This is a genomic window from Acidobacteriota bacterium, from assembly GCA_034211275.1.
Taxonomy (GTDB): Bacteria; Acidobacteriota; Thermoanaerobaculia; order Multivoradales; family JAHZIX01; genus JAGQSE01.
The window spans coordinates 17985-41395 of record JAXHTF010000042.1; the positions used below are offsets into that span (position 1 = coordinate 17985).

The following is a 23411-nucleotide window of genomic DNA, read 5'->3' on the forward strand; positions in this document are numbered from 1 at the left end:
AAGTGAGAGCGTGGAAAGCGGGACTGGAAGGGATAGGAGCAACGGTACTCTTCGCCGCCTGGACCCTGGTCACCCTCAGGCCGCCGTGGAGCCTCCTGGACCGGCGCATCGCCCACGACGTCGGCGATCCGGTCCTCAATCTCTACCTCCTGCGCTGGGTCTCGGAGCATCTCGGTGCCGGTTTCGAGGCGCTGTGGAACGCTCCGTTCTTCTATCCTACTCCCAACACCCTCTCGCTCTCCGACCACCTCCTGGGGCCGGCCCTGCTGGCTCTGCCCCTGCGCGCCCTGGGGACTGACGCCACCACCGCCTTCAATCTCCTCTTCCTGCTCAGTTTCGTGCTCAGCGGTCTCGCCGCCGCATGGGTCGGACGAGCCGCCGGCCTCGGGCGGACGGGAGCCCTGATCACCGGTTTGGTCTTCGCCTTTGGGCCGGGCCGCTGGCTGCAGGTCAGCCACTTCCAGATGCTCCAAACCCAGTGGATCCCCATCCTCCTCTGGGCCTTTTACCGCCAACTCCACCGTCCCACCGCCGGGCGTTGCGCCGTCTTCCTCGGGATCTACGGCCTGCACCTCACCGGCAGCCTCTACCTGGCGCTGATGATCCACCCGGCGCTGGCGGTGATGGCCCTCGACCGCTGGCCCCGGCTCCGGCGGTCCTCACCGCAGCGGCGGCGCCTGCTGGGCATCACGGCCTTGCTCGCCCTCGGCCTACTGGGCACCGTGATGCTGCCCTACCTGATCTTCGACAGTGGCTTCGAGACCCACCGTGGGGCCCACGAGTGGCGCTACTACTCCACCACCTTCGCCAGCTATTGGACGGCTCCGGAGTTCGGCCGCTGGTCCGGCGCTTGGAGCGAGCGGTGGCAGCGACCGGAGAACGCCCTGTTCCCGGGAGTGCTGGTCACCTTGCTCATCGCCGGCTGGATCCTCTACCGGCGCCGACGCATGCGAGCCAAGGCCAGGGCGCTGGACGCCAATCCGGCCCAGTTCCCACCACCGCTGCCGCTGCCCAGAAGGTTCATCGTGGGAGGCCTCACCGTCGCCGGGCTCGCCCTCCTGGTGGGAGATCTCATCGTGCTGGGCACCGCGGGAAAGCTACCGGCGGTGCTGCCCCCGAACAAGATCCCCCTGCTGGCAGGCCTCGGCCTCCTGGGCCTCCTCATCGCTGGATTCGCCTACCGCAGCGGCACCGACATCTGGCCGTGGCCCCGCCTGCCCTGGCTACGCCCCTGGGATCGGGGCCTCCTCCTGGCCGCCGGAATCAGTCTGCTCCTCGGCCACGCCGTCGCCTTCGAGGCGCTGGCGTGGTTGGTGCCGGGCTTTGATCACCTGCGAGTACCGGCCCGCTTCTTCCTGGTAGCCAGCTTCCCCATCGCCTTCTTCGCCGGCCGTGGAGCCGATGCCCTGATTCGCCGGCTACGGCCCATCCGGGGCGGACTCCTCGCCGTCCTGTTGATCGCCGGTGTCGCCCTCGAGACTCTACCCCTCGGGATACCCTGGATGCCGCTGCCGGAGGCCGGTGACGCCGCTCCCGCCTATCGCTGGCTGGCCGGTCGCCAGGACGTCAGCGCCCTGGTCGAGTTGCCCTGCCGCAACCGCGACGAGGATCTGGCCTGGATGTACCTACAGCCGCACCACGGCCATCCCCTGGTCAACGGCTTCAGCGGCTTCTATCCGCCCTACTACGCAGAGCTGCGCGAGCATCTGTGCTCGCCGGTGCCGGACGACCGGGCGGTGCCCCTGCTGCGGCGCTTGGGAGTCAGTCACCTGCTGGTACACCACCCCCGGGTCTTCCACCGAAGATGGATGCGCCGCACCCTCTGGGCCCTCTCCGATGACCCGGAGCTGGAATTGGTCTTCGAGCAGAACGGCGTCCAGGTCCTCCGCCTCCTACCGTCCGCGGAGGTCCCCCCTCGACCTGTTGACCCGCCGCCCTGAGGCGGGGTATCCTACGCCTGCTTACCGCCTGTCCCTCGGGCGCTCGACCACCGGCGACGAGACACCAGTGACGGGACACCAGTGACGAGATACCGGTGCAGAGACACCCTCAGGCCCTGAAGGTCGCCTCCACAGGATACTTGCCGCGACGCTACTCGCGGGAGACGACCCCTTCCGGACCCGCCGGCAGGCCGCCCACGGTGTCCTCCGAGCAGGTCGCCTGCTACCAGTCGCCTAAAAAAAGACTGCACTCCAAGCTCAACCGATACGAATCAACGCTGTAGGAGCAAATACTCATGGCAAAGTCCTCCGCCCAGAACGACAAAGGCAAAGCTGTCGAAAGCGCCCTGACGCAGATCGAGCGCCAGTTCGGCAAGGGCGCCATCATGCGCCTGGGACAGCAGGAAACGCTGTCCATCCCCGCCATCCCCACCGGCTCCATCGCCGTCGACTACGCCATCGGCATCGGCGGCTTCCCCCGCGGCCGCGTGGTCGAGGTCTACGGGCCCGAATCCTCGGGTAAGACCACCCTCGCCCTCTCCGTGGTAGGCCAGGCTCAGAAGGCTGGCGGCGTCGCCGCCTTCATCGACGCCGAGCACGCCCTCGACGCCGAATATGCCACCAAGCTCGGCGTCGACATCGACAACCTGCTGGTCTCTCAGCCGGACAGCGGCGAGCAGGCCCTGGAGATCGCCGAGATGCTGGTGCGCAGCAACGCCATCGACGTGGTGGTGGTGGACTCGGTGGCGGCGCTGGTGCCGCGGGCCGAGCTCGAGGGCGAAATGGGCGACTCCCACGTCGGCCTCCACGCCCGGCTCATGTCTCAGGCCCTGCGCAAGCTCACCGCCATCGTGGCCAAATCCAAGACCTGCCTGGTGTTCATCAACCAGATTCGCGAGAAGATCGGCGTCATGTTCGGCAACCCGGAGACCACCACCGGCGGCCGGGCGCTCAAGTTCTACTCCTCGGTACGCATCGACATCCGCCGCATCGCCGCCCTCAAAGACGGCGACCAGGTGGTGGGCAGCCGCGCCAAGATCAAAGTGGTGAAGAACAAGACCGCCGCCCCCTTCCGTCAGGCGGAGTTCGACATCGACTATGGTGAGGGCATCTCCCGCTTCGGCGAGATCCTCGACCTCGGCGTCGAGCACAAGCTGGTGACCAAGACCGGTGCCTGGTATAGCGTCGGCGACGTGCGGCTGGGGCAGGGCCGAGAGAACTCCAAACAATTCCTTCGGGAGAATTTGGACCTCGCCGACGAGCTCGAGGTGAAGCTGCGGGAGAATCTGGGTTTGCCCCAGCGGGTAGCTTCCGCCGACGAAGGCAAGGACGACGCCAAAGACGACAACGGTAAAGACAAAGACGGCAAAGACAAATAACACCGCGGCTCACCGGACTGAACGGTGAGCCGCGGCGCAGGGAGACGAAGATGGGTGGAGCTAGCAGCTCGAGGATTGCGTCGAGAAGCCGAGTCCCCGGGTGGAACCGGGGCCGGCTACCCACCCACCGCTGGGCCGGAGCCTTGGCTCTGCTCCTCCTGTTGCTCGTCGCCGGCATTCCTGCAGTCGCCCAAGGCACCACAGAGGGCGCCGAGGGCCCTGGGAGCGCAAAGATCTCCGTCCGGGCCGACGGCGCGGCGCTGCGGGGCGGCCCGCTGCACCTCGTCGTCGGTCTTCAGAACCTGCCCGGTGAAGACGAGCAGGCGGTGCGGGTGCTGGCGGACGGCGAGCTTCTGGAAACCCTGCGTCTGACCGAGGGCGAGCACACCGTCAAGGTAGCGGCGGACCTCGGCGGTGGGGACCACGTCATCAGTGTCCAGGCCGCTGGGAGCAGCGCCGAGACCACCGTCCGTCCGCTCCCCGGCTGGCTGTCCATCCTGCCGCCGCTGGCGGCCATCCTGCTGGCGCTGATCTTCCGCGAGGTCATCCTCTCCCTGGTCGCCGGCATCTTCCTCGGTGCCCTCTTCCTCACCGGCGGCAACCCCTTCGCCGCCTTCGGCCGCACCATCGATCAATTCATTGCCCCGGCCCTGGCGGACCCGGACAACGCCAAGATCCTCATCTTCTCGGCGCTGCTGGGGGCGATGGTGGGAGTCATGGCCAAGAGCGGCGGTACCCGCGGCATCGTCGAGCGACTCAGCCCTCTGGCCACCAACTCCCGCCGCGGCCAGGTAGCCACCTGGCTCATGGGCGTGGTGATCTTCTTCGACGACTACGCCAACACCCTCATCGTCGGCTCCACCATGCGCCCCATCACCGACCGCCTGCGCGTCAGCCGCGAGAAGCTCGCTTACATCGTCGATTCCACCGCCGCGCCGGTGGCCAGCGTCTTTCCCATCTCCACCTGGATCGGCTTCGAGGTCGGCCTCATCGCCGCCGCCTTCGCCGACCTGGGGCTGGGCTACGACCCCTACGTCACCTTCGTGGCCTCCATCCCCTACCGCTTCTATCCCATCCTGGCCCTGGTGCTGGGCTTCACCGTCGCCTTCTCCGGCCGTGATTGGGGACCCATGCTGCGAGCGGAACGCCGGGCCCTACACAAGGGAGAGGTGATCGCCGAAGGCGAGGTGGCGCTGGCGGACTACTCCACCTCCGAGCTCGAGCCGCCGGAAGGGGTGAAGCATCGGGCCCGCAACGCCTTGCTGCCCATCCTGGTGGTCATCGCGGTGACCGTCTGGGGGCTCTACCACACCGGTTCCAGCGGGCTGCAGCGAGCCGACTATGACGGCCTGGGGACCTGGCTGCGCACCGTCTTCTCCAACGCCGACAGTTTCAACGCGCTGCTCTGGGCCAGCTTCGCCGGCGTCGCCACCGCCATCGCCAGCTCCATGCTGACCCGTGCTCTGGGCGTTGCCGACGCCCTCAAGGGCTCCATGGAAGGGCTCAAGGCCATGACCATGGCCCTGGTGGTGCTGATCCTGGCGTGGTCCATCGGCGACGTCTGCGGCGCCTTGCACACCGCCGACTATCTGGTAGGGCTGACCCAGGGCGTGCTGGCGCCTCAGTGGCTGCCGGTGCTGACCTTCCTGCTCTCGGCGGCGGTGGCCTTCGCCACCGGCACCTCCTGGGCCACCATGAGCATCCTGGTGCCGCTGGTCATTCCCATTCTCCACGCCCTGGCCCTGAACGCCGGCCACGCCGCCGGCAGCAGCCAGTACACCGGCTTGCTCCTGGGCACCGTCTCCTCGGTCCTCGCTGGCGCCGTCTGGGGCGATCACTGCTCGCCCATCTCCGACACCACCATCCTGTCGAGCATGGGTGCGGGCTGCAATCACATCGCCCACGTACGCACACAGCTGCCCTACGCCCTGAGCATCGGCGTGGTAGGCATGATCGTCGGCGACATCCCCACCGCCTTCGGCCTCAGCCCGTGGCTCTCCATCCTCGCCGGCTGCGCCGTGGTGGTGGGAGGCATGCTCTGGCTGGGAAAGACGCGGGCGGAAGCGGATGCGGAGGCAGAGGCGAGCAGCGAAGCTTGAGGGAGCTTCAATCCCCCGAAAACAACCGCTGCCACCAGCCCTTGGTCTCCCCCTGGGCACGCTTGATGAGCGCCTTGGGAGGCAGAGGAATGAGGGCCAGGTTGCCCTTCTTCAGCTGCTCCAGCAGATAATCCCAGGCTTGGCCGTCGGCCTCGTCCTTCTCGATCAGCCGGCGGAGAGGCCGGTGGCCGTTGAAGGCGGTGGCCACTTCTTGGAGCTCGGCGGGCAGACGGGCCAGCTCGTCGGCGGTGGGCTCCTGGACCCACAGAGGACGGAAGCTCTCGAGGATCCCCATGGGCACCGCGGGCTCGGGCTTGACGGCCCGGTTCTGCTCCTCCACCGCCTGCTCCAGAAGCAGGTCGTAGACGCTGATCTCCAGGCTCGTGCTCTCCGTCGCCTCCCCCATGGGCCCGAGGTCCAAGACCTCGCTCAGGCACAGGTCGTAGGCCGCTTCCAGGAAACGGAAGTAGGCGCCCTTGACCTGCCAGTGGATGCGCTCCAGGGTGGTCTCATTGTCCACCGCTTCAGCGATGCGCTGCTGGAGGAAGGAGAGATCTTGCCCCGGCCAGGCGGGGCCGCGCCGCAGCACCAGGTTGTCGTGGGGAAAGACCTTGCGGATGCGGTCGAGCTCGTCGATCCAGCGCGTGCCCTCGAGCACCAGGGTCATGACGTCCACCGGCCGCGGGGTGATCTCCGCCGGTGCCGGAGCAACCTCCTCGTAGTAGAAGACGCCGCTACGCCATAGAAAAAGCCCGCAGACGGAATCGATGATCTGGCGCCGCAGGGAGGTACGAACCTCGTCCTCGGAGAGCAACTTGAGCTCCGCCAGCACCTGCCCCAGCTGGTTGCCGGTGCGCACGCACTCCCCCAGGGCATCCACCAGCTGAGGCTCGGTGAGATAGCCGTTGAGCAGCAAGTGCTGGCCGTAGTAGTCCGCCGGATCGTCGGAAAGGCACCCTACGACCTTGCCGTCGTCGAAGTAAACTCTCTTCTGGCGGCGGCTGCGCCGGAAGACCAAGCATCCGGTGCGGCGCTCATTTTGAGCCCACTGAAGCAACTCGCCAGGAGGAAATGCGTTTAGCCGCCCGGAAAATTCCATATCCAATCAATCATATCCTCCAGTCCCGAAAGGTGACAATCGGGTTCGCGATCAATATCCTCACGCCTATGGAATCATCCCTCTCGACACGAACGCCGTCGGCCCGCCGGAGTCGCCATCGCGAAGCCGGGCCCTGGTTCGATGTCGCTCGGGCCGCGGCGCTGGCCCTCCTGCTCTTGGCCACCGCCTCGGCCTCGGCTCAGGGACCGCCGTGTCTGCCCTGCATCGGTGTAGTCACCGACGACCCGGCGAAGCTCGCCGCCGTCCTCGCCGTGCCGCCGCGGGTGGCAGGGGAAGCGCGGCTCTATATCGCCTGGGATGTTGCCGTCGCCTGGGATGTTGCCAGCAACGCCGCCTCCAGCGAGGCTGTGGCCGCCACCGCCCAGGCCGTGCGCGACGCCGGCGCCCGGCCGTGGCTGCGGCTGATCTTCGAGACTCCCCGCCCCCTGGACGAGCACCGTGAGGAGCTGGCTCAGGAGCTCGAAGCCGCTGCCGGCCTCGCCCGCGCCGCCGGTGAGCATGCCCACTTCCAGATCCTCTGGCAACCGAAGGAGCCACCGGCCGAGGGCGACGCCGCGGCAGTGGCTCCGGTTCCAGCGGAGGGAGCCCAGGCTCCCCCCGAGGACTATGCGCGCCTCTTCCAGCAGGCGACCGCCGTGCTCGCCGCAGCCCACCCGGGAGCCCCGGTGATCAGCCGTGCCCTCGATCCCGATCCGGAACAGCTCCACCGCCACCAGCCGGAGCTGTTGGCCACCAGCGGCCGGGGCATCGCCCTCGATCCCCGGTCTCCGGCCGGACTGGCAGAGCTCGAACCGTCCGTGGGCCGGCTGGCGGAGCTCGGGCCGCGGCGGCCGGTGGTGGTGGACGCCATCCCCTGGCCGGACGACCCACGGGAGGTCTTGGTCCTCGCCGCCCGCAGCGCCGAGGCGAAGCTTTCCCTCCTCTTCTTCCGGTTGGCGAAAGGACAGACCGAGACTCTGGCCCCCGAAGACTTGACACCTCTCGAGCTGCTGGCGCGGGAGTTTCAGGGTGGTGGATTTCTCGATCAGCGGCAGCGGCCGGCGGGTGGTGAGGAAGCCTGGAGCTTCCTCCACGGCGAGGCGGGCCGGCTGCGCACCGTGGTTCGCCTTGGCGCCGCCAAGGGAGGTGAAATGCTACGCTTCTCAGATCCACATCTCGGCGATCCCGTCGTCCTCGACCTCGCCACCGGCGAAGCGCGGCCCGTGCCGGGGATTCGGCGCACCGAGGAGGAGCTGTTGGTGCCCCTCGCCACCGACGATCCGGTGACGCTGCTGGTCTTTCCCGAGACCGCGGTGGGCTCCAGCGGAGGCTGAGGTTCAACGGGCTGCCGCAAGAGCGAAGGAATCGAGCCATGCCCCATCGTTCAGAGACCGAGGCCGGTGAAGAGATGATGCCGGAGGAAACCTTCGAAATGGAGATCACCGACATCCTCGATCTCCACAGCTTCCCACCGCGGGAGGTCAAGGATCTGGTGCAGGAGTATCTGGAGGTCGCCTACCAGCGGGGCCTGAGAAACCTGCGCATCATCCACGGCCGAGGCATCGGCGTACAGCGCAAGACCGTGCGCCGCATCCTCGAACGCCATCCGCGGGTCCAGGCCTATGGCGACGCGCCGGCGGAGGCCGGCGGCTGGGGCGCCACCTGGGTCGAGATGGAATGAAGCCATGGCGCTTTCCCGCTGGCTCCACCCCCTGCTCCGCAGCTGCCGGCTGCTCCGCCGCCATTTGTGGCCCGTACCGGTGGACGTGGTGTACTCCGAAAAGTACCAGCTGAGCCACTCCACCGCCCCCCACGACCCTCAGCGCTCGGAGCACATCCTCACCTTTCTCCTCGCTGAAGGTCTGGTACTGCCCAAACGCCTGCATCGTCCTCGCATCGCCTCCGTGCGCAACCTGCGGCGAGTGCACACCGACAACTACCTCGAATCCCTCCGGGATACCGCGGTGCTGCAGAAGATCACCGGTATGACCGCCTCCCAGGCGGACCTCGACTCCTACGTGGACATCCAGCGCTACATGGTGGGGGGCACCCATCAGGCGGTGAAGCTCGCCCTCGAGCAGCACAACACCGTGATCCATCTGGGGGGCGGGCTGCATCACGCCCACGCCGACCGCGGCCGGGGCTTCTGCATCCTCAACGATGTGGCGGTGGCGGTGCGTGACGCCCGCGCCGGCGGCTTTGCGGGCCGAGTGCTGATCATCGACCTCGACCTGCACCACGGCGACGGCACCGAAGCGATCTTCGCCAAGGACGAGACGGTCCACACCTTCTCCATCCACAACCGATCCTGGCAGGACATACCGGCGGTGGCGAGCACCAATATCGAGCTCGGCAGCGACGTGGACGACGATACCTACCTACGGGCGCTCCGCCGCCACCTGCCGCCACTGCTCGAAGAGCTGCGGCCGCGGCTGGTGATCTACCTCGCCGGCGTCGACCCGGCGGCCACCGACGCCCTGGGAGACTGGCGCATCACCACCCAGGGCATGCTCGCCCGGGACCGCTTCGTGGCGCAGCAGATCCACCGTCTGCGCCAGGGAGCCACCCCGTGGGTGATCACCCTCGCCGGCGGCTACGGCACCCGGGCCTGGCGCTACAGCGGCCGTTTCTTTTCCTCGCTGCTCAACGGCGGCCGGGCACTGGAGCCCCCGTCCACGGACGAGATCACCCTCGAGCGCTATCGGCGTCTCTCCAGCCTGCTGCAGCCGGAGGAGCTCACCGGCATCCCTAGCACCGGCAGCTCCGGCGGCGACGATTGGCAGCTCACCCCCGAAGACATCTACGGCGCCCTCGGTGACCGCCGGGAGAGTCGCTTCCTGAGCTACTACTCCAAACACGGCATCGAGCTGGTGCTGGAACGTTCCGGCCTGCTGGACCGCCTGCGCTCCCTGGGCTTCCGACACCTGACGGTGGATTGGGATCTGGACAACGCCGCCGGACAGACCATCCGGGTGCTGTGCATCGACCGCGGCCAAGAGCTCTTGGGAGAGCTGCGAGCCCAGCGGGAGCGGCGGCTGATTCCCGGGATGGAGCTGCTGCAGGTGGAGTGGTTGCTGCTGCAGAATCCCCGCGCCACCTTCGAAGATGGGCGGCCACCACTGCCCGGCCAGGAGCACCCGGGGCTCGGCATGCTGCGGGACGTCGTCGCCATGCTGCTAGTGATGTGCGAGCGCCTTGGGCTAGACGGGCTCTCCTTCGTGCCCTCCCACTACCACCTGGCCGCCACCTCCCACAAAGTGCTGCGTTTTCTGGAGCCGGAGCACGAGCGACTGTACCGAGGCCTCCACAAGGCCCTGGCGGAGCTCTCCGTCGCCGAAGCCAGCCGGGCAGTAGATGAGGAGAGGATAGTGGACGCCGAAACCGGGGAGCCCTTCCGCTGGCGCCCCATGCCCATGGTGCTGCCGGTGAGTGACCGGCTCAAGGAGGAACTCGCCAACCGCTGGCAGAAGATGGACGAGGAAGAGCCTTCGGCGACGCCACGATTCATCCTGCGCCGCTGACCCTTCGCGCCCTGGAGAAAGGGAATCACCGGGAGAGCCCGGCAAAGCCGAGGAAGCTATCGGCCGCAATACTCTTGGTTGGAGTGCACCCCGCGCACCGTCACCGGCGAGCCGGCGCGGATGATGAACTCGCTCAGCCCAACCTCGGTGCGCGGATTGCCCCAGTCATAGGTGTAGCCCAGGCGGGTCCATGGGTAGCCGTCGTCGGAGTAGGAGGTGCTGTGGTACTCCTCGAACCATGCGCGGTACTCCTCGCTCACCGCCACCACCGCCGGCGGCCCCGGAAAGACCAGCCCGCATTGGGTATCGGTGATTTCCGGATCCGGGCAGGGACGCATGAGATCGTCGGGAAAGACCCAAAACTCGACGAAGCGATCCTTGCCGACGAGCGGCGGCAGGCCTAGCAACTGCTCCAGCCGGAGCTCCAGACCGACACCGTTGGTGGGCTTGTAGTCCCGGCAGAAATCCTGCACCTCCGGCACCAGGGTCACCCAACGCCCCGTCGGCAACTGGATCTCGTTGCCTACCTCGTCGTCGAAGCTGCGGCTGCGGGTCCAAGTGACCACCAGTACTTCGCTGGCGCCGGGCTCGCCGCGCCACACCAGCCCCGGCGTGTAGGGCATCACCGCCCGCAAGCGGCGGGAGATCTCCCACGGCTCGGCGGTGGCGGCGTCGCGGATGGCACCGAGGTAGCGATTGCGGAGTTGCTCCGGGTCCGGAGCTCGCTGGGCAGAGCAGGCAGCGAGGAGCAGCACCGCCAGCAGCGACGCCAGCAGCGACGGGACCCGCGGGAACGACACCCAGGCGAAAGAAGATCCTTGCGGCTTCACGGGCCGAGTCTATACCCTCGGAGCAAGAATGCTGAATCGTAGGTAGGGGCCTGACCTGAGACTTCCCGGTCAGGCTAGTGGGCTGGCGCCCACCCTACGGCCCGCTGGTAGGACTCCGCGAGTAGGGTGGGCGCCAGCCCACCATGCTTCGCGCTCATCTTCGGCAACTTCGCACCGTTCGACCCGGCAGGCTCCTAAGCGCCCGTGCTGGCGAACCATGACCTGGGAGGGCTATGAACCGCACCGTGACCCTACCTCTGTGGCTGGTAGTGATTCTCGGCGTCTTTGCGCTCTGGGCCCTCCTCGACCGGCTGCTGATCCCGAGCATTCGATGGTATTTCCGCCGCCGCATCAACCGGGTCATCGATCACTTCAACCGGCGGCTGGCCATCCGCCTCCAGCCGTTCAAGCTGACCAAACGGCAGGTTCTCCTCGACCGCCTGACCTACGATCCGGAAGTCCTGGAGGCGGTCGAGGCCTTCGCCCAGGAGCACGAGATGCCCCGGGCGGTGGTGATGAACAAAGTCCAGCGCTACGCCCACGAGATCGTTCCCGCCTTCAACGCCTACGTCTACTTCCGCGTCGGCTACCTCATCGCCCGTACCGTCGCCCGGCTCCTCTACCGCGTACGCCTGGGCTCCGCCGACGAGCGAGCCCTGGCGACAGTGGATCCCGAGGCGACGGTGGTCTTCCTGATGAACCACCGCAGCAACATGGATTACGTGCTGGTCTCCTACATGGTGGCGGACCGCAGCGCCCTCTCCTACGCCGTCGGAGAGTGGGCGCGTATCTGGCCGCTGGAAACCCTGATCCGCTCCATGGGCGCCTACTTCGTCCGCCGCAAGTCCCGCAACGCTCTCTATCGCAAAGTGCTCCAGCGCTATGTCCAGATGGCCACCGCCAACGGGGTTACCCAGGCGGTGTATCCGGAGGGTGGCCTGTCCCGGGACGGCGCCCTACGCCCCCCCAAGCTGGGCCTGCTGGACTACATGCTGCGGGACTTCGACCCCGACGGCGAACGGGATTTGGTCTTCATCCCGGTGGGGCTCAACTACGACCGCACCCTGGAGGACCGAACCCTGCTGCGGGATCTCGACCCCGGGGCCGAGCGCAAGGACTTGAAGTCCACCCTCGGCACTACCGTTCGATTCGTCGGCAAGCAGCTGCGACTGATGGTGGCCCGGCGCTGGCATCGCTTCGGCTACGCCTGCGTCAACTTCGGAGCTCCCATCTCCACCCGCGCCGAGCTCGAACGCCTGGGGGTCGATCTGCGGGAGCTCTCCCGGGATGAACGCTTCGCTCGGGTGTCGGAGCTCGCCGAGCGCTGGATGGCAGCGGTGGGGGACGTGGTGCCGGTGCTTCCCGTCTCGCTGACGGCCACCGTCTTCGCCCGCAGCCCGGAGCAGGCGCTCTCGCTCCTCGAGCTCAAGAGCCGAGTGCAGGAGCTGATTCAGCAATTGCAGGGGCAGGGGGCAGCGGTTTACGTGCCCCGGCGGGACGGCGATTACGCCATCAACGTCGGCCTGCGCATGCTCACCCTGCGACGCCTGGTGGAGGAAGAGGACGGCCTCTATCGGCCGGTACCGGAGGAGCTCCCGGTGCTCACCTACTACGCCAACTCCATCCGCCACCTGCTGCCGTCGGCCACCGCCGACGAGTTGCCGGCAGCCTAGCGGCCCGGGCTCCTCAGCGAACCAGCGTCAGCGTACCGGGCTCGACTCGGTTGCGGCCGTCGTCCTTAGCCCGGTAGAGGCGGCGGTCCGCCAGCTCGATGAGCTGGCGACCGCGCGGTGATTCCTCCCCATCGAAGCAAGCGATGCTCGCCACGCCGACGGTGAGGGTGATGTACACCGGCTGCTCCTCTCCCTCCACCAGCAGGGGTGTTTTCGCCACCAGCGAGCGCAACTTCTCCGCCACTCCCACCGCACCGGCCAGCTCGGTCTCGGGCATCACCAAGAGGAACTCCTCGCCGCCGTAGCGCCCCAACATGTCGGCGGAGCGCACGTTCTGGCCGAGGGTCGATGCAATGCGCTTGAGCAAGGCGTCCCCCACCAGGTGACCGTGTTGGTCGTTGACCGCCTTGAAATGATCCAGATCGAGCATGGCGAGGCTCAGCGGGCGGTTGTAACGCAGCGCCCGCTGCAGCTCCCGATCCAAGTGCTCGAGGATGGCCTCCCGCCGCAGCAGACCGGTCAAGCTCTCCAGCGTGGCGGACTCGAAGAGCCGAGCATTCTCCAGCGCCGAAGCCACATGATCCGAGAACAGCCCCATGAGGTCCACCTCCTCCATGGGGAAGCGTCCACCGCTGCTGCGCTGCCCGAGGAGCAACAGCCCCACAAGCCGCTTGCGATTCACCAGCGGCACCGCGATCTGCGCCTCGAAGGCCGCGAGACGCTGGGCCAGAGCGGCGCTGTGGGGAATCAAAGCCTCCGCCGGCAGAGGTGTCTCCGCCGCCGTCAGCACCTGCACTCCGGGATCGTCGGGAGCGAGGAGGAAGGTCTGGTCGAAGTCCCGTTCCACTGCTTCCAAGGTGGTGGCGGAGAAGATCAGAACCCGGCTCTTGGGATCCGCCAGCAGCAGGGTGGCGGAACGCAGATCGAGGATCTCCGCCATCCGCCGCACCAGCGCTTGGCCCATGGCGGGCACCTTGCCCTCGCCGGGCAGATCCGCCGCCAGCTCCCGCAGCTGCCGCCGCAGCGCCACCCGGCCGGGAAAGAAGCGCCGCTCCACCGAACGTTGGATCAGCCGCCGGATCGGCGAAAAGAGCAGGCCCAGGAGCAACGAAACCCCGGAGATCAGCCACACCGACAACATTCCCGGCGCCGCTTGTTGCAGCACCGCCATGCCCACGAAGACCAGCAGGAGGTACAGGCTGAGCACCACCGAAGCGGTGAGCAGCGAGTACATCAGCCAGCGGCGAAAGCGCTCCTGGGCCTCCAGCAGGTCATAACGAATGATGGCAATGAAGATCGCCGGCGGCAGGAACGCCGACGAGACCGGCAGCCCTACCTCCAGCCAGGGCAGGGAACGGCCGAAAGCGGCGGCGGCGGTGTCCAGCCACACCAGGCCCATCCACGGCAGCAGCCCGGCGAGCACCAGCGCTGCCTGATGACGGCCCTGGGCCCGGGGCCAGCGGATCGCCGCCGTGGCCAGCAAGAGAGCGGAAATCAGGGCGCCGAGGGGAACCAGGAGCCGATCGAAGACGAAATACAACACCGACTCCGTGGTCGCCCCCAATGGCACCAGCTCCGGTGCCAGAGCGTTGAGAGCCAGGGGCGTCACCGCCCCCATGGATAGAGCATAGACCGTGGGAATCGCCCAGCGATTGCGCGCGATCCACGGATTGCGTCCGGGGATCAGCGCCGCCAAATGCAGCTGCAGAGGCTCCTCCAAACCCTGGAGCAAGAACACCAAAGCCCATAAGGCCCCGGACGGTACCGGTGTCATCAGCCAGGGCGCCGGCAGCGAGAGCTCCAGGGCGATGGCGGCGGCCAGGAGCAAGAGCAACCGGCTGCGCAGGCTCTGCCGCGGCATCAACAGCACCACGAAGGCGATGGCCAGGTGGACGAGCGCGGGGATGGCCCAGGCGGCGTAGAAACCCCACTCGGCGGGCCGGCCAGGGATCACTTCCTGCTCCAGCCGCTGGCCTTCCCGCACCACCGTGAAGACTACCGACGGCTGGCCGCGGCGACTCATGATCACGCGGTCGTAGTCCTCGTAGGAGGCCACTGCGACCCCATCGATGGCCAGCAGAAAGTCCTCCGGCCGAATGTCTCCAAGGCTCGCCGGACCGTCCTCGAGGACTCCCGTGATCCGAAGGCCGTTGACCTCCTCCTCCACGTCCATCCCCACCCGGACGCTCGCCGTACGGGCTTCCCAGAGTGCCGAAAGCCCTAGCAAGAGCAAGATCGCCACGACCAAGAAGGTCGCGGGGATCACGCCAGAAGTTCTGTAAATGCGCAATTTGAATTCCGAATATGGGGGGAAGGTTCGTCCAAAGTATAGCAATACATCGGCGAACATGTCTCTTCGTCCACGTCGAAAAGCAAACGACCCTGCTCAGCCGAAGCCGGGCAGGGTCGTTGAGAGGGGCCTTCGGGAGGGGTCGCTATTCGAGGCGAATCTCCACGCGGCGGTTGGCCGCTCGGCCCTCGGCGGTGTCGTTGTCGCCCACCGGATCCGCTTCACCGCGGCCCTCGGCGGTGATGCGCTCCGGGTCGATGCCGTGGCGAGTCACCAGATAGGCCTTCACGGCCTCCGCCCGCAGCTCGCTCATGCGCTGATTGGCCGCGTCGGAGCCGCGGGAGTCGCTGTAGCCGACCACCGTGGCCCGCAGATCCAGGTTCTGCTTCATCTGCAGCGCCAGCTCATCCAGCTGTGCCTTGGCGATGTTGGTGACGTGGTCGCTGCCGGAGTCGAAGAGCAGAGTGTCCTCGATCACCGGAGCCGGTTCCGGAGCTTCCGGGGCCGCCGGCGGTGGCGGCGGTTCCGGGGCCGGCGGCGGTTCCGGAGCCGGAGGCGGCGGAGCGGGAGCCGGAGGCGGTGCCGGAGCCGGTGGCGGCTCGGGGGCTGGCGGCGCCGGGCGGCCCCGATAGGTGATGCCCACCAGGCCACCGAGCTCGTCGGTACCCTCGCTCCAACCGGAAAGGTTGTTGCGCAGGGCGACGTTGAAGCTCCACTCGTTGCGATCACCGAAGAGATAGCGCAGGCCGGTGGTCAGATCGACGTGATCCGGCTCGTTGGGCGACGCGGAGCCCACGGCGGTGTAGCTGGTCCACTCGGTGATCCAGCCCAGCCGCTCGGAGATGGGCACCAGGTATCCGATACCGGCGACCACTTCCTCGTTGATCTCCATCGCCTCGGCGTCGCCGGGATCGGTGTAGCCGACGTTGAACAACCAGTTGTGGACGTTGTAGCTCAGACCCACGCCAAAGCCGGTATCGCCGGTGACGATGGCTTCGTCCTCGTCGCCGGTGGAGGCGTCGACGAAAGCATTGAGGGCCAGCGCGCTGCTGCCGTCATCGGCACCGGTGAGCTTGAACTTGGCGGCCAGCCGCAGATTGCCCAGGCCGCTGCCGTCGATCTCCTCGCTGAGCTTCTGGCCGTTGACGATACCGATGCGATTCTCACCGGTCGCGTCGATGCTGTCGTAGGGCACCATCAGGCTCAGGGACAGCCGATCGGTGACGCCGTAGCCGATGCTCGCGCTGAGCCGGTCCTGGTCGTAGTCCCAATCGGAGGTCAGCGGCGCGATCAGGCAGGACACCGGGGTCACCACCCGGTCCCAATTGTTGTAGTAGGCGCCAAAGGACCAGGTCCCCTGGGTCAGGGTCTCGCCGGAGAGCAGCGAGAAATATCCCACCCCTCCCTCGGTCGTCGCCGCTTCGAAGTCGTCACCCTGCGCCAGGGCCGGAGTGGCCACACAGAGCAGGGTCAGGGCCAACATCGCGCATATCGTTCTAGTCAATGGGATCCTCATCCTCTTCCTCCTGCCACCCCCATCCGTGGTGGCCTACTGTCCTCTTCGCTCGAGGGATCTCGAAGCTTCTCGTAGTCACTTTCGTGTGTGCCAACCCGTCTCGACCCGAGCACCGCAACCCCAAGAATGATCGATTCTTGGGGAGGCGGTTATGCACGTTGGACGAAAGCCTAACACAGGATCCGCGCCGGATAACTGCAGTCTCCTCAGCTTTTTCGATCCTACCGGCGCTCCCGGACGAAGCCCGGCGAAGCGGATCCCTGCCCACTGAACCGAGGTGGCCTCGGCAGCCCGGGCCTCAAAGATCCAGTTCCACCTTGGAGGTGAGCATCTCGTTGCTCAGGGTGTCCACGAGGGAGACGGCGAGGGTCTGCTTCTGGCGCCGGAGCTCCACTTCGGTCTCATAGACCGCCACCTCACCGGGCGCCGGCTTCTCACCCTTGAAGCGCACCGGCACCACCGCAATGTCGGAGCGGTTTCCCCGCTTGTCCACCACCGCCACCCGCAGCCGCAAGCTGGCATGGTGGTAGCCGTCAAAGTTCACCATGGTCACCCAATCCATGGGGATACGCACGGTCATGGGCACCCGGGCGGGCCCGAGGCGAAGCTTCTTCGCCTGGCCGAAGGCGACATCCAAAGTGTTCTTGGTGGGAGCGTCGAAGAGCAGCGCCGCCTCCGTCGCCATGGATGCCTGGGTCCGCTGGGTCAGGTCCCGGTAACCGCTACGGTGCCGCGCCTCGAGCCCCTGCCCACGCACCCGCACCTCCACCGAATGCTTGCGACCGTCGCGAACGATGCGGGGAGAGAAGCCCAACACATAATAAGAACGAGTCTCCTCCCGCAGCCACTGCACCGGCAGAGTCGGTTTGGCGATGGCGTAGGTCATCATCTCCCCGCCGGTCTCGTGCGCGAGATAGCGCAAGGAGTCGCGCTCCGTCAGCGAGCCCACATCGAGGGACGATCCGCCTCTGCCCTGGGAGTTGGCAGCATCGACGGGGCTCCCGGCAAGCCCCAGGTGGAGCGGATAGATGGTGTATCCCACCAGGTTGGCGACATCCGCCACCTGATGAATTCGCTCCAAATTGGTCCTCTGCAAGCGGTCGCCGAACAAGGAACGTTCGGGCACCGGACCGCCGGCGAAGTCGTAGGGCCAGCCGCTGGAGACCAGCACGAAGAGCTTGCGGCCTTCCGCCTCGGCAAAGCTACGCAGGGTGATGCTGGCGGCGTTGACCACCTTCGACACCTGCTGGGAATTGAGGCGGGCCCGTTCCTCGAAATACGCGCCGGTGGTCGACACGGCCCGCAGCTGCGCCAGGCGCCTCTGGTCTCCGGGCTTGAGATCTTGGGCGTTCTGGATCACCCGCCGCAGCTCCGTCTTCGAACGAGTCCAGGGGCTCAGCACCTCGAGCTTGTGGCCCGCATACCGAACCACCGCCATACGGTCTCCGGGTCTCAGAGTCTCCAGATCCCGGAGCAACCGCTCAAAGAGCGCCTTGCGATAGCGCCGGTCGGTGTAATAGTCGTCAATGAACACCAGCCAGCTGTGCACCGGCTCCCGGGCGATATCCTGGGCGACCTGTTCGCCCAACGCTTCGGCGGGCTCCACCACCAGCTTCTCGAACGCATCGTTCTGCCCCCCCGTCGCCTGCACCCGCTGGTTGTCCTGGACCTCGCTGAAGTACTCCACCGGCTCCAGTGCACCGTCCACCAGAAGCTCGAAGTCCTCCGCCTGAAGCCCCGGCACCCGCTGACCCTGGGCGTCGGTGACCACCACCTCCACCTCCACCAGCCGCACCTCGATGAGCTCGCCGAAGGTATCCATGGGCTCGTCCGCCGGGATCTGCTCCGCCTCCTGGGCCAAAGCGCTTCCGGCCGAGACTCCAGACCAGACCAGCCCGACGATCAGGAGCAGAGTCTTCAGCGACCAGCGCCGCCTCCAGTTGCGGGTCATTTTCCAAGTTGCGGCCACGGAATGGGGCTGAGACATCGTGAACTCCTTTCGGCAGTGGTTTGCACGAAACGTCCAGTGCAAGAGCCGCGCCACCAAAATAATCAAAGCAATCGTTTAATATAACACAATCGATATCCACCCCGAAACCCCACTGCGCGGCTGCAACTCGGGGTACGATCCTACGTACGAGGAATTCGGACGCTCCCTGCCACTCCGGTAGCCCTTCAGGCCGGCGGCAGGTGAGCCCGCAACCAACCTCGCTCAGCTTTCAGCCATCGACCGACTCGAGGAAGAACCCCTCTATGCGAAAGCCCTCTACGCACAAGACCGTGCCCAGCATCGCCCTCCTGGCCCTCGGGGCCCTCCTTGGAACCAACCTGGCCTGCAACGGTCAGAATGCGGAGAGCGGGGCTGCCGGTGCGGGGAGCAAGGACGCCATGACCCAAAGCGCCATGACCCAAGACGAAATCCAAGCCAATCCTCTGCTGCACGAGTGGACCGGCCCCTACGGCGGCGTCCCTCCCTTCGACCAGATGGAGCTGAGCTCTCTGGAGCCGGCGATGGAGCAGGCCATTCTCGACAACCTGGCCGAAGTGGAGGCCATCGCCAACAACCCCGAACCGTCCACTTTTGAGAACACCATCGTCGCCCTAGAGCGCACTGGCGAGCTCCTCGACCGGGTCGGTCCCTTCTACAGCATTTGGCGCTCCAACCTCTCCACCCCCGAGCTGCGGGAGATCCTCGGCCGCCTGGCGCCGCAGCTGGCGGACTTGCGCAACCAGATCATCCAGAACCGCGCCCTCTTCGAGCGCGTCGCCGCAGTCCACGCCAGCCCCGAGGTCGCCACGCTGCGCCCGGACCAGCAGCGGCTGGTGGAGCTGACCTACGACGAATTCGCCCGCAACGGCGCCACCCTGGAGGGTGCGGCCAAAGAGCGCTACGCCGAGATCAACCGTCAGCTCGCCGAGCTCCACACCCGCTTTGCCAACAATGTGCTGGCGGACGAGGAGGGTTATGTCCTCTACCTCGACGAGAATCAGCTGGGCGGTCTGCCGGACTCCTTCGTCAAGGCCGCGGCAGCCGCCGCCGAAGAGCGCGGCGAGGCCGGCCGCTACGCCGTGCTCAACACCCGCTCCTCCATGGACCCCTTCCTCACCTACTCCACCGAGCGGGCGCTGCGGGAGAAGGTCTGGCGCACCTACTACAGCCGCGGCGACAACGCCGACGAGCACGACAACAATGCCCTGATCCCTCAGATCCTCGCCCTGCGCCACGAGCGGGTGCAGCTCCTGGGCTACGACAACTATGCCCAGTGGCGGCTGGAAGACCGCATGGCCAAAACCCCGGAGCGCGCCCGGGAGCTGATCCTCACCCTGTGGCCGGCGGCGGTGGCGCGGGTGGACGAAGAAGTGGCGGAAATGCAGGCCATCGCCGACCGGGAGGGCGCCGGCATCACCATCGAGCCGTGGGATTACCGCTTCTACGCCGAGAAGGTGCGGCAGGCGAAATACGACCTGGACTCCAACGAGCTCAAGCAATACCTCCAGCTGGAGCGCCTGCGGGAGGCCATGTTCTTCGTCGCCGGCGAGCTCTTCGGCTTCCAATTCACTCCTCTCGAGGAGGGCACGGTGCCGGTCTTCCACCCCGACGTCCGGGTATGGGAAGTCACCGACCGGGACAGCGGCGACCTGGTGGGCCTGTGGTACCTCGATCCCTTCGCCCGCTCCGGCAAACGCTCCGGCGCCTGGGCCAGCACCTACCGCGGCCACGAGGTCCTCGACGAGCCCACCACGGTGCTCGCCTCCAACAACTCCAACTTCATCCAGGGCGCCCCCGGCGAGCCGGTTCTGCTCTCCTGGGACGACGCCGAAACCCTCTTCCACGAGTTCGGCCACGCCCTCCACGCCCTCTCCTCCCAGGTCGCCTACCCGAGCCTCGACTCCGGCGTCCGCGACTACACCGAATTCCAAAGCCAGCTCCTCGAGCTCTGGCTGCTCACCGAGCCGGTGCTCCAGCGCTTCTTGGTGCACCACGAGACCGGCGAGCCCATGCCGGCGGAGCTGGTGGCCAAGATCCAGCGCGCCAGCACCTTCAACGAAGGCTTCCTGACCACCGAGTACCTGGCCTCGGCGCTGCTCGATTTGGAGTACCACACCATGGATCCGGAGGGCCTCGACCCCGACACCTTCGAGCGCGAGACCCTGGAGCGCATCGGCATGCCCAACGAGCTGGTCATGCGCCACCGCTCCCCCCACTTCGGCCACGTCTTCTCCAGCGAAGGCTACGCCGCCGGCTACTACGGCTACCTGTGGGCCGACGTCCTCACCGCCGACGCCGCCGAAGCCTTCACCGAAGCCCCCGGCGGCTTCTACGACGACAACCTCGCCCAGCGCCTGGTGGAATACCTCTTCGCCGCCCGCAACTCCATCGACCCCGCCGACGCCTACCGCACCTTCCGCGGCCGCGACGCCACCGTCGACGCCCTGCTCCGGGCGCGGGGCTTCCCGGTGCCGGAGGGGGCGGGGGTTGGGGGTTGAGGTCGGGGCGGCTGCTCCGGCATTCCGTCCTGCCCGCGGAGGCGGGCATCCACGCGGTGATGAGGTCAAGGCGTTGCCCACTGACCTGAAACTCGCTCGGTTTGAGGGCTACCGCTCCCTACTCGCGAGCACCTCAAAGTTGGTCACTCCCGCGCACGCGGGAGTCCACGCGCTGGTGAGGAGTGACCGGTGAGTTTCTCCGAATGAGCTGATTCAGGTACCACCGGCTTGGATAGGAGACACTCACTCCCCAGTCCCGCGTAGATTCCCGCGTTCGCGGGAATGACGAAGGGATGGCGGGGAGGGTGAGGGCAGTAGGAAAGGATGGTGGTCTCAGCACCTCCGCCCGGGGGTCCAATCCCCGCGCTACTCAAACGCCGCCAGCTCCGCTGGCTCCGGAGGGAGTTGATGAAGGAGCAGGCTCTTGGAGCCGGATTCATCCGGCGATGTCCTGGGTAGTCCCGAGATGGATCCCGGGGCGGGGCCTTGAGTTTCGCCCTCTACGATCCGCCAATTCCCAGGCGGTGCCGGTACTAGGTAGTAATCAGAAGGTGGACATGACTCTTTTGGAGACGATCCTCTTCGGGCTCTCCGGAGAGAAGTAGAGTTCTAAGAGGGAGCCCCAATCTCGCAGATCCACTCCGCGAACAGCGGCACAGAAATCTGCCAACTGTCCTCGTCGGCTGATTTGCGGATGTAGAGCTCCCGCGCCAGGTCGGTCCGAGCCCGATTCAGCTCGGTGGTCGGAGAGGTCTCCCAATCTCCCCCTCTGGCCATCGCTGCCATCAGCTGCCGCTCAGCCTCGGTGAAATCGTCCCAGAGGTTTTGGAAGAGGTTGTTCTCCTCCAGCGCCCTGTCCAAGGCTGCCGTGAGGTCGTCATCCGTCGCCTTTAGCCGCTGGGCAGTGTTGAGCCTCTGCACGAGCTGATAGGCGGTGAGCTGCAGGAGATAAGGGTGGCAGCCAGTGGCCTCGATGAGTCGCTCGACGCCGCCGTCCGGGTAGATGTCCGGGAAATTAGGCACCGGCTCGGTAAGGAGCCTGCGCGCATCCTCTTCCTCCAAGGGTTTGAGCCGCCGGATCTGGGCGCTGATCAGGCGATCCGACCAATGCGGCCCCAGACGAGAGAAGGGCTGAGCGGTGATCAGCAAGAAGCGAGTCCGGAGCAAGCGGTCTCCGGCGGCGCGCACGAAGTCGAGAAAGGAAGGATCTCCCCATCCATCCTTGATCCCACGCTCCAGACCTTCGACCTCATCAATGGCTACCAGCAGCCTCAGCTGCCGAGCCTCGAGTGGCTCCTCCAAGCTTTCGAGCCAGCGCAGGGTCTTGCTCCAGGCGCTGCTCCCAGGTGGGGACGCCAGCTCCCGAAGGCCCGCCTTCATCAGCTCCGTCTGAACCTCCAGCTCTATCAGTCGATGAGGCTGATCCTTTAGCTCCTCGCCAGAAAGCCCCTGAAAGCTTCGAGCCACCACGCGAGTCCCCGTCCCTAGGAGCCGCGGCAGAAAGTTCACCAGCGTCGATTTCCCCAAGCGCCGCTGCCCCAACAGCACCAACGGCACCGGACGCTCCGTGGCCAGATCCTGGTCGAGCTGCTGAGCTACGTCTTCCCGCCCGACAAAGAGGCTCTGTTCCGTCTGTGAAACCGGCGCTCCCGGCACGAAGACCAGAGGTACTTGCGGGCTGTCCCGCTCCAGGCGAGCGAGGTCTGCCTCCTCGTCCTCGACCACGCCTAGCCAGGTTCGAAGAACGGGAAGAAAGCGCCGCTGAGCTCGTGAGATGGAAGGGGCAGCGGTCAGAGTGTCCACCTCGCCCTGCAAGCGTCGGCGCGACTTCCTCAAGAATTCTCTGCGCTGATGGTGAACTGAGGTCGAGCTAGCCGCGTCGAGATCTTTGGCCGCTTCTGCGATGACTTGGATCAGGCGGACCTGATCCGAGCCGGGCAGAGAGGCTTCGGGTAATTCCGCGTCGCTTTCCAGCGCTCCTGGGCGTTCCAAGAAGGGCAGAGTTCGCTCCGCAACGGCAGCGAATTGCCGCTCTCGCGCTGCCCTCTCCAGGCGGCGGGCTTGGAGCTCCAGCAGCGCCTTCTGGGCTGGGCGTCGTTGCCCAGTAGATGTCGCGGCCTCGAGGATGGCCTCACGACCCATCCTTGGATACGCTTCTCCAAGATCGACCAAAAAACCTGCCAAGAAAGGCAGGGGGACGTAGATCAAGTCGTGATGCCGGTGGGGCAGCCAGCGAGCCAGGGCCTGCAATCGGCCGGGGCGTATCCGGGAAACGAGTCGCAGCCCGGCGGTCCATAGAGTCTCGAGCGGAATAGCGGGTAGCCGGAACAGGACAAGAATCAACGAAGCGCCGACCGCAACGCCGACAGCAACGCCTCCAGCAACGCCGAAAGCAACGCCGACAGCAACGCCGACAGCAACGCCGAAAGCAACGCCTCCAGCAACGCCTCCAGCAACGCCTCTAGCAACGCCTCTAGCAACGCCTCTAGCAACGCCTCTAGCAACGCCGACAGCAACGCCTCCAGCAACGCCTCCAGCAACGCCGAAAGCAACGCCGAAAGCAACGCCGAAAGCAA

The 23411-nt window shown here is 66.6% G+C and carries 15 protein-coding genes; 8 read left to right on the plus strand and 7 right to left on the minus strand.

Translation table 11 applies throughout. The annotated features are described in order from the left end of the window. Positions 1–2 precede the first annotated feature (2 nt). From SX243_09330 to SX243_09340, 3 genes are all read left to right on the plus strand, one after another. Positions 3–1940, plus strand: a complete 1938-nt coding sequence (locus SX243_09330) for a hypothetical protein (GenBank protein ID MDY7093159.1) — start codon at positions 3–5, stop codon at positions 1938–1940. 296 nt (positions 1941–2236) lie between these two features. Continuing rightward, the gene (gene recA, locus SX243_09335) at positions 2237–3319 is read left to right on the plus strand and encodes a recombinase RecA (GenBank protein MDY7093160.1); all 1083 of its coding nucleotides are present in this window, start codon (positions 2237–2239) and stop codon (positions 3317–3319) included. A 143-nt stretch (positions 3320–3462) separates the two neighbouring features. Beyond that, positions 3463–5418: a Na+/H+ antiporter NhaC family protein gene (locus tag SX243_09340; protein MDY7093161.1), complete on the plus strand. Its 1956-nt coding sequence runs from the start codon at positions 3463–3465 to the stop codon at positions 5416–5418. A gap of 7 nt (positions 5419–5425) precedes the next feature. On the opposite strand, the gene SX243_09345 is transcribed toward SX243_09340, so the two are convergent. Beyond that, complete coding sequence (locus SX243_09345) at positions 5426–6517, minus strand: DUF4388 domain-containing protein (GenBank protein MDY7093162.1); 1092 nt, start codon at positions 6515–6517, stop codon at positions 5426–5428. A 68-nt stretch (positions 6518–6585) separates the two neighbouring features. Between SX243_09345 and SX243_09350 the strand changes: the two genes are divergently transcribed. The 3 genes from SX243_09350 to SX243_09360 are packed head-to-tail and all read left to right on the plus strand — an operon-like array spanning position 6586 to position 10038. Next, positions 6586–7851, plus strand: a complete 1266-nt coding sequence (locus tag SX243_09350; protein MDY7093163.1) for a hypothetical protein — start codon at positions 6586–6588, stop codon at positions 7849–7851. Between the two features lie 38 nt (positions 7852–7889). Next, positions 7890–8198, plus strand: a complete 309-nt coding sequence (locus SX243_09355) for a Smr/MutS family protein (protein ID MDY7093164.1) — start codon at positions 7890–7892, stop codon at positions 8196–8198. 4 nt (positions 8199–8202) lie between these two features. Next, positions 8203–10038, plus strand: a complete 1836-nt coding sequence (locus SX243_09360) for a histone deacetylase (protein MDY7093165.1) — start codon at positions 8203–8205, stop codon at positions 10036–10038. Between the two features lie 56 nt (positions 10039–10094). Here the strand turns inward: SX243_09360 and SX243_09365 are convergent, their stop codons facing one another. Beyond that, positions 10095–10838 carry a hypothetical protein gene (locus SX243_09365; protein ID MDY7093166.1) on the minus strand — a complete coding sequence of 248 codons (744 nt, stop codon included), beginning with the start codon at positions 10836–10838 and terminating at the stop codon, positions 10095–10097. A 263-nt stretch (positions 10839–11101) separates the two neighbouring features. Here SX243_09365 and SX243_09370 point away from each other — a divergent pair, with 263 nt between their 5' ends. Continuing rightward, positions 11102–12541, plus strand: a complete 1440-nt coding sequence (locus tag SX243_09370; protein ID MDY7093167.1) for a 1-acyl-sn-glycerol-3-phosphate acyltransferase — start codon at positions 11102–11104, stop codon at positions 12539–12541. 13 nt (positions 12542–12554) lie between these two features. Here SX243_09370 and SX243_09375 read toward each other — a convergent pair whose 3' ends face one another. The 3 genes from SX243_09375 to SX243_09385 all read right to left on the minus strand — a co-directional run bounded on the left by SX243_09375 (position 12555) and on the right by SX243_09385 (position 18334). Further along, positions 12555–14807, minus strand: a complete 2253-nt coding sequence (locus SX243_09375; protein ID MDY7093168.1) for a diguanylate cyclase — start codon at positions 14805–14807, stop codon at positions 12555–12557. A 169-nt stretch (positions 14808–14976) separates the two neighbouring features. Then, a complete protein-coding gene (locus SX243_09380) occupies positions 14977–16314 on the minus strand; it encodes an OmpA family protein (protein MDY7093169.1) in 1338 nt (445 codons plus the stop codon). Between the two features lie 331 nt (positions 16315–16645). Then, the gene (locus SX243_09385; GenBank protein ID MDY7093170.1) at positions 16646–18334 is read right to left on the minus strand and encodes a VWA domain-containing protein; all 1689 of its coding nucleotides are present in this window, start codon (positions 18332–18334) and stop codon (positions 16646–16648) included. A 401-nt stretch (positions 18335–18735) separates the two neighbouring features. On the opposite strand from SX243_09385, the gene SX243_09390 reads away from it, so the two are divergent. Next, positions 18736–20835, plus strand: coding sequence for a M3 family metallopeptidase (locus SX243_09390; protein MDY7093171.1), 2100 nt, complete (start codon positions 18736–18738; stop codon positions 20833–20835). Between the two features lie 609 nt (positions 20836–21444). On the opposite strand, the gene SX243_09395 is transcribed toward SX243_09390, so the two are convergent. Further along, positions 21445–22671, minus strand: a complete 1227-nt coding sequence (locus SX243_09395; GenBank protein ID MDY7093172.1) for a hypothetical protein — start codon at positions 22669–22671, stop codon at positions 21445–21447. Positions 22672–23174: 503 nt separating this feature from the next. After that, positions 23175–23411 (minus strand): hypothetical protein (locus SX243_09400; protein ID MDY7093173.1); only part of this gene is annotated, 237 nt, incomplete at its 5' end.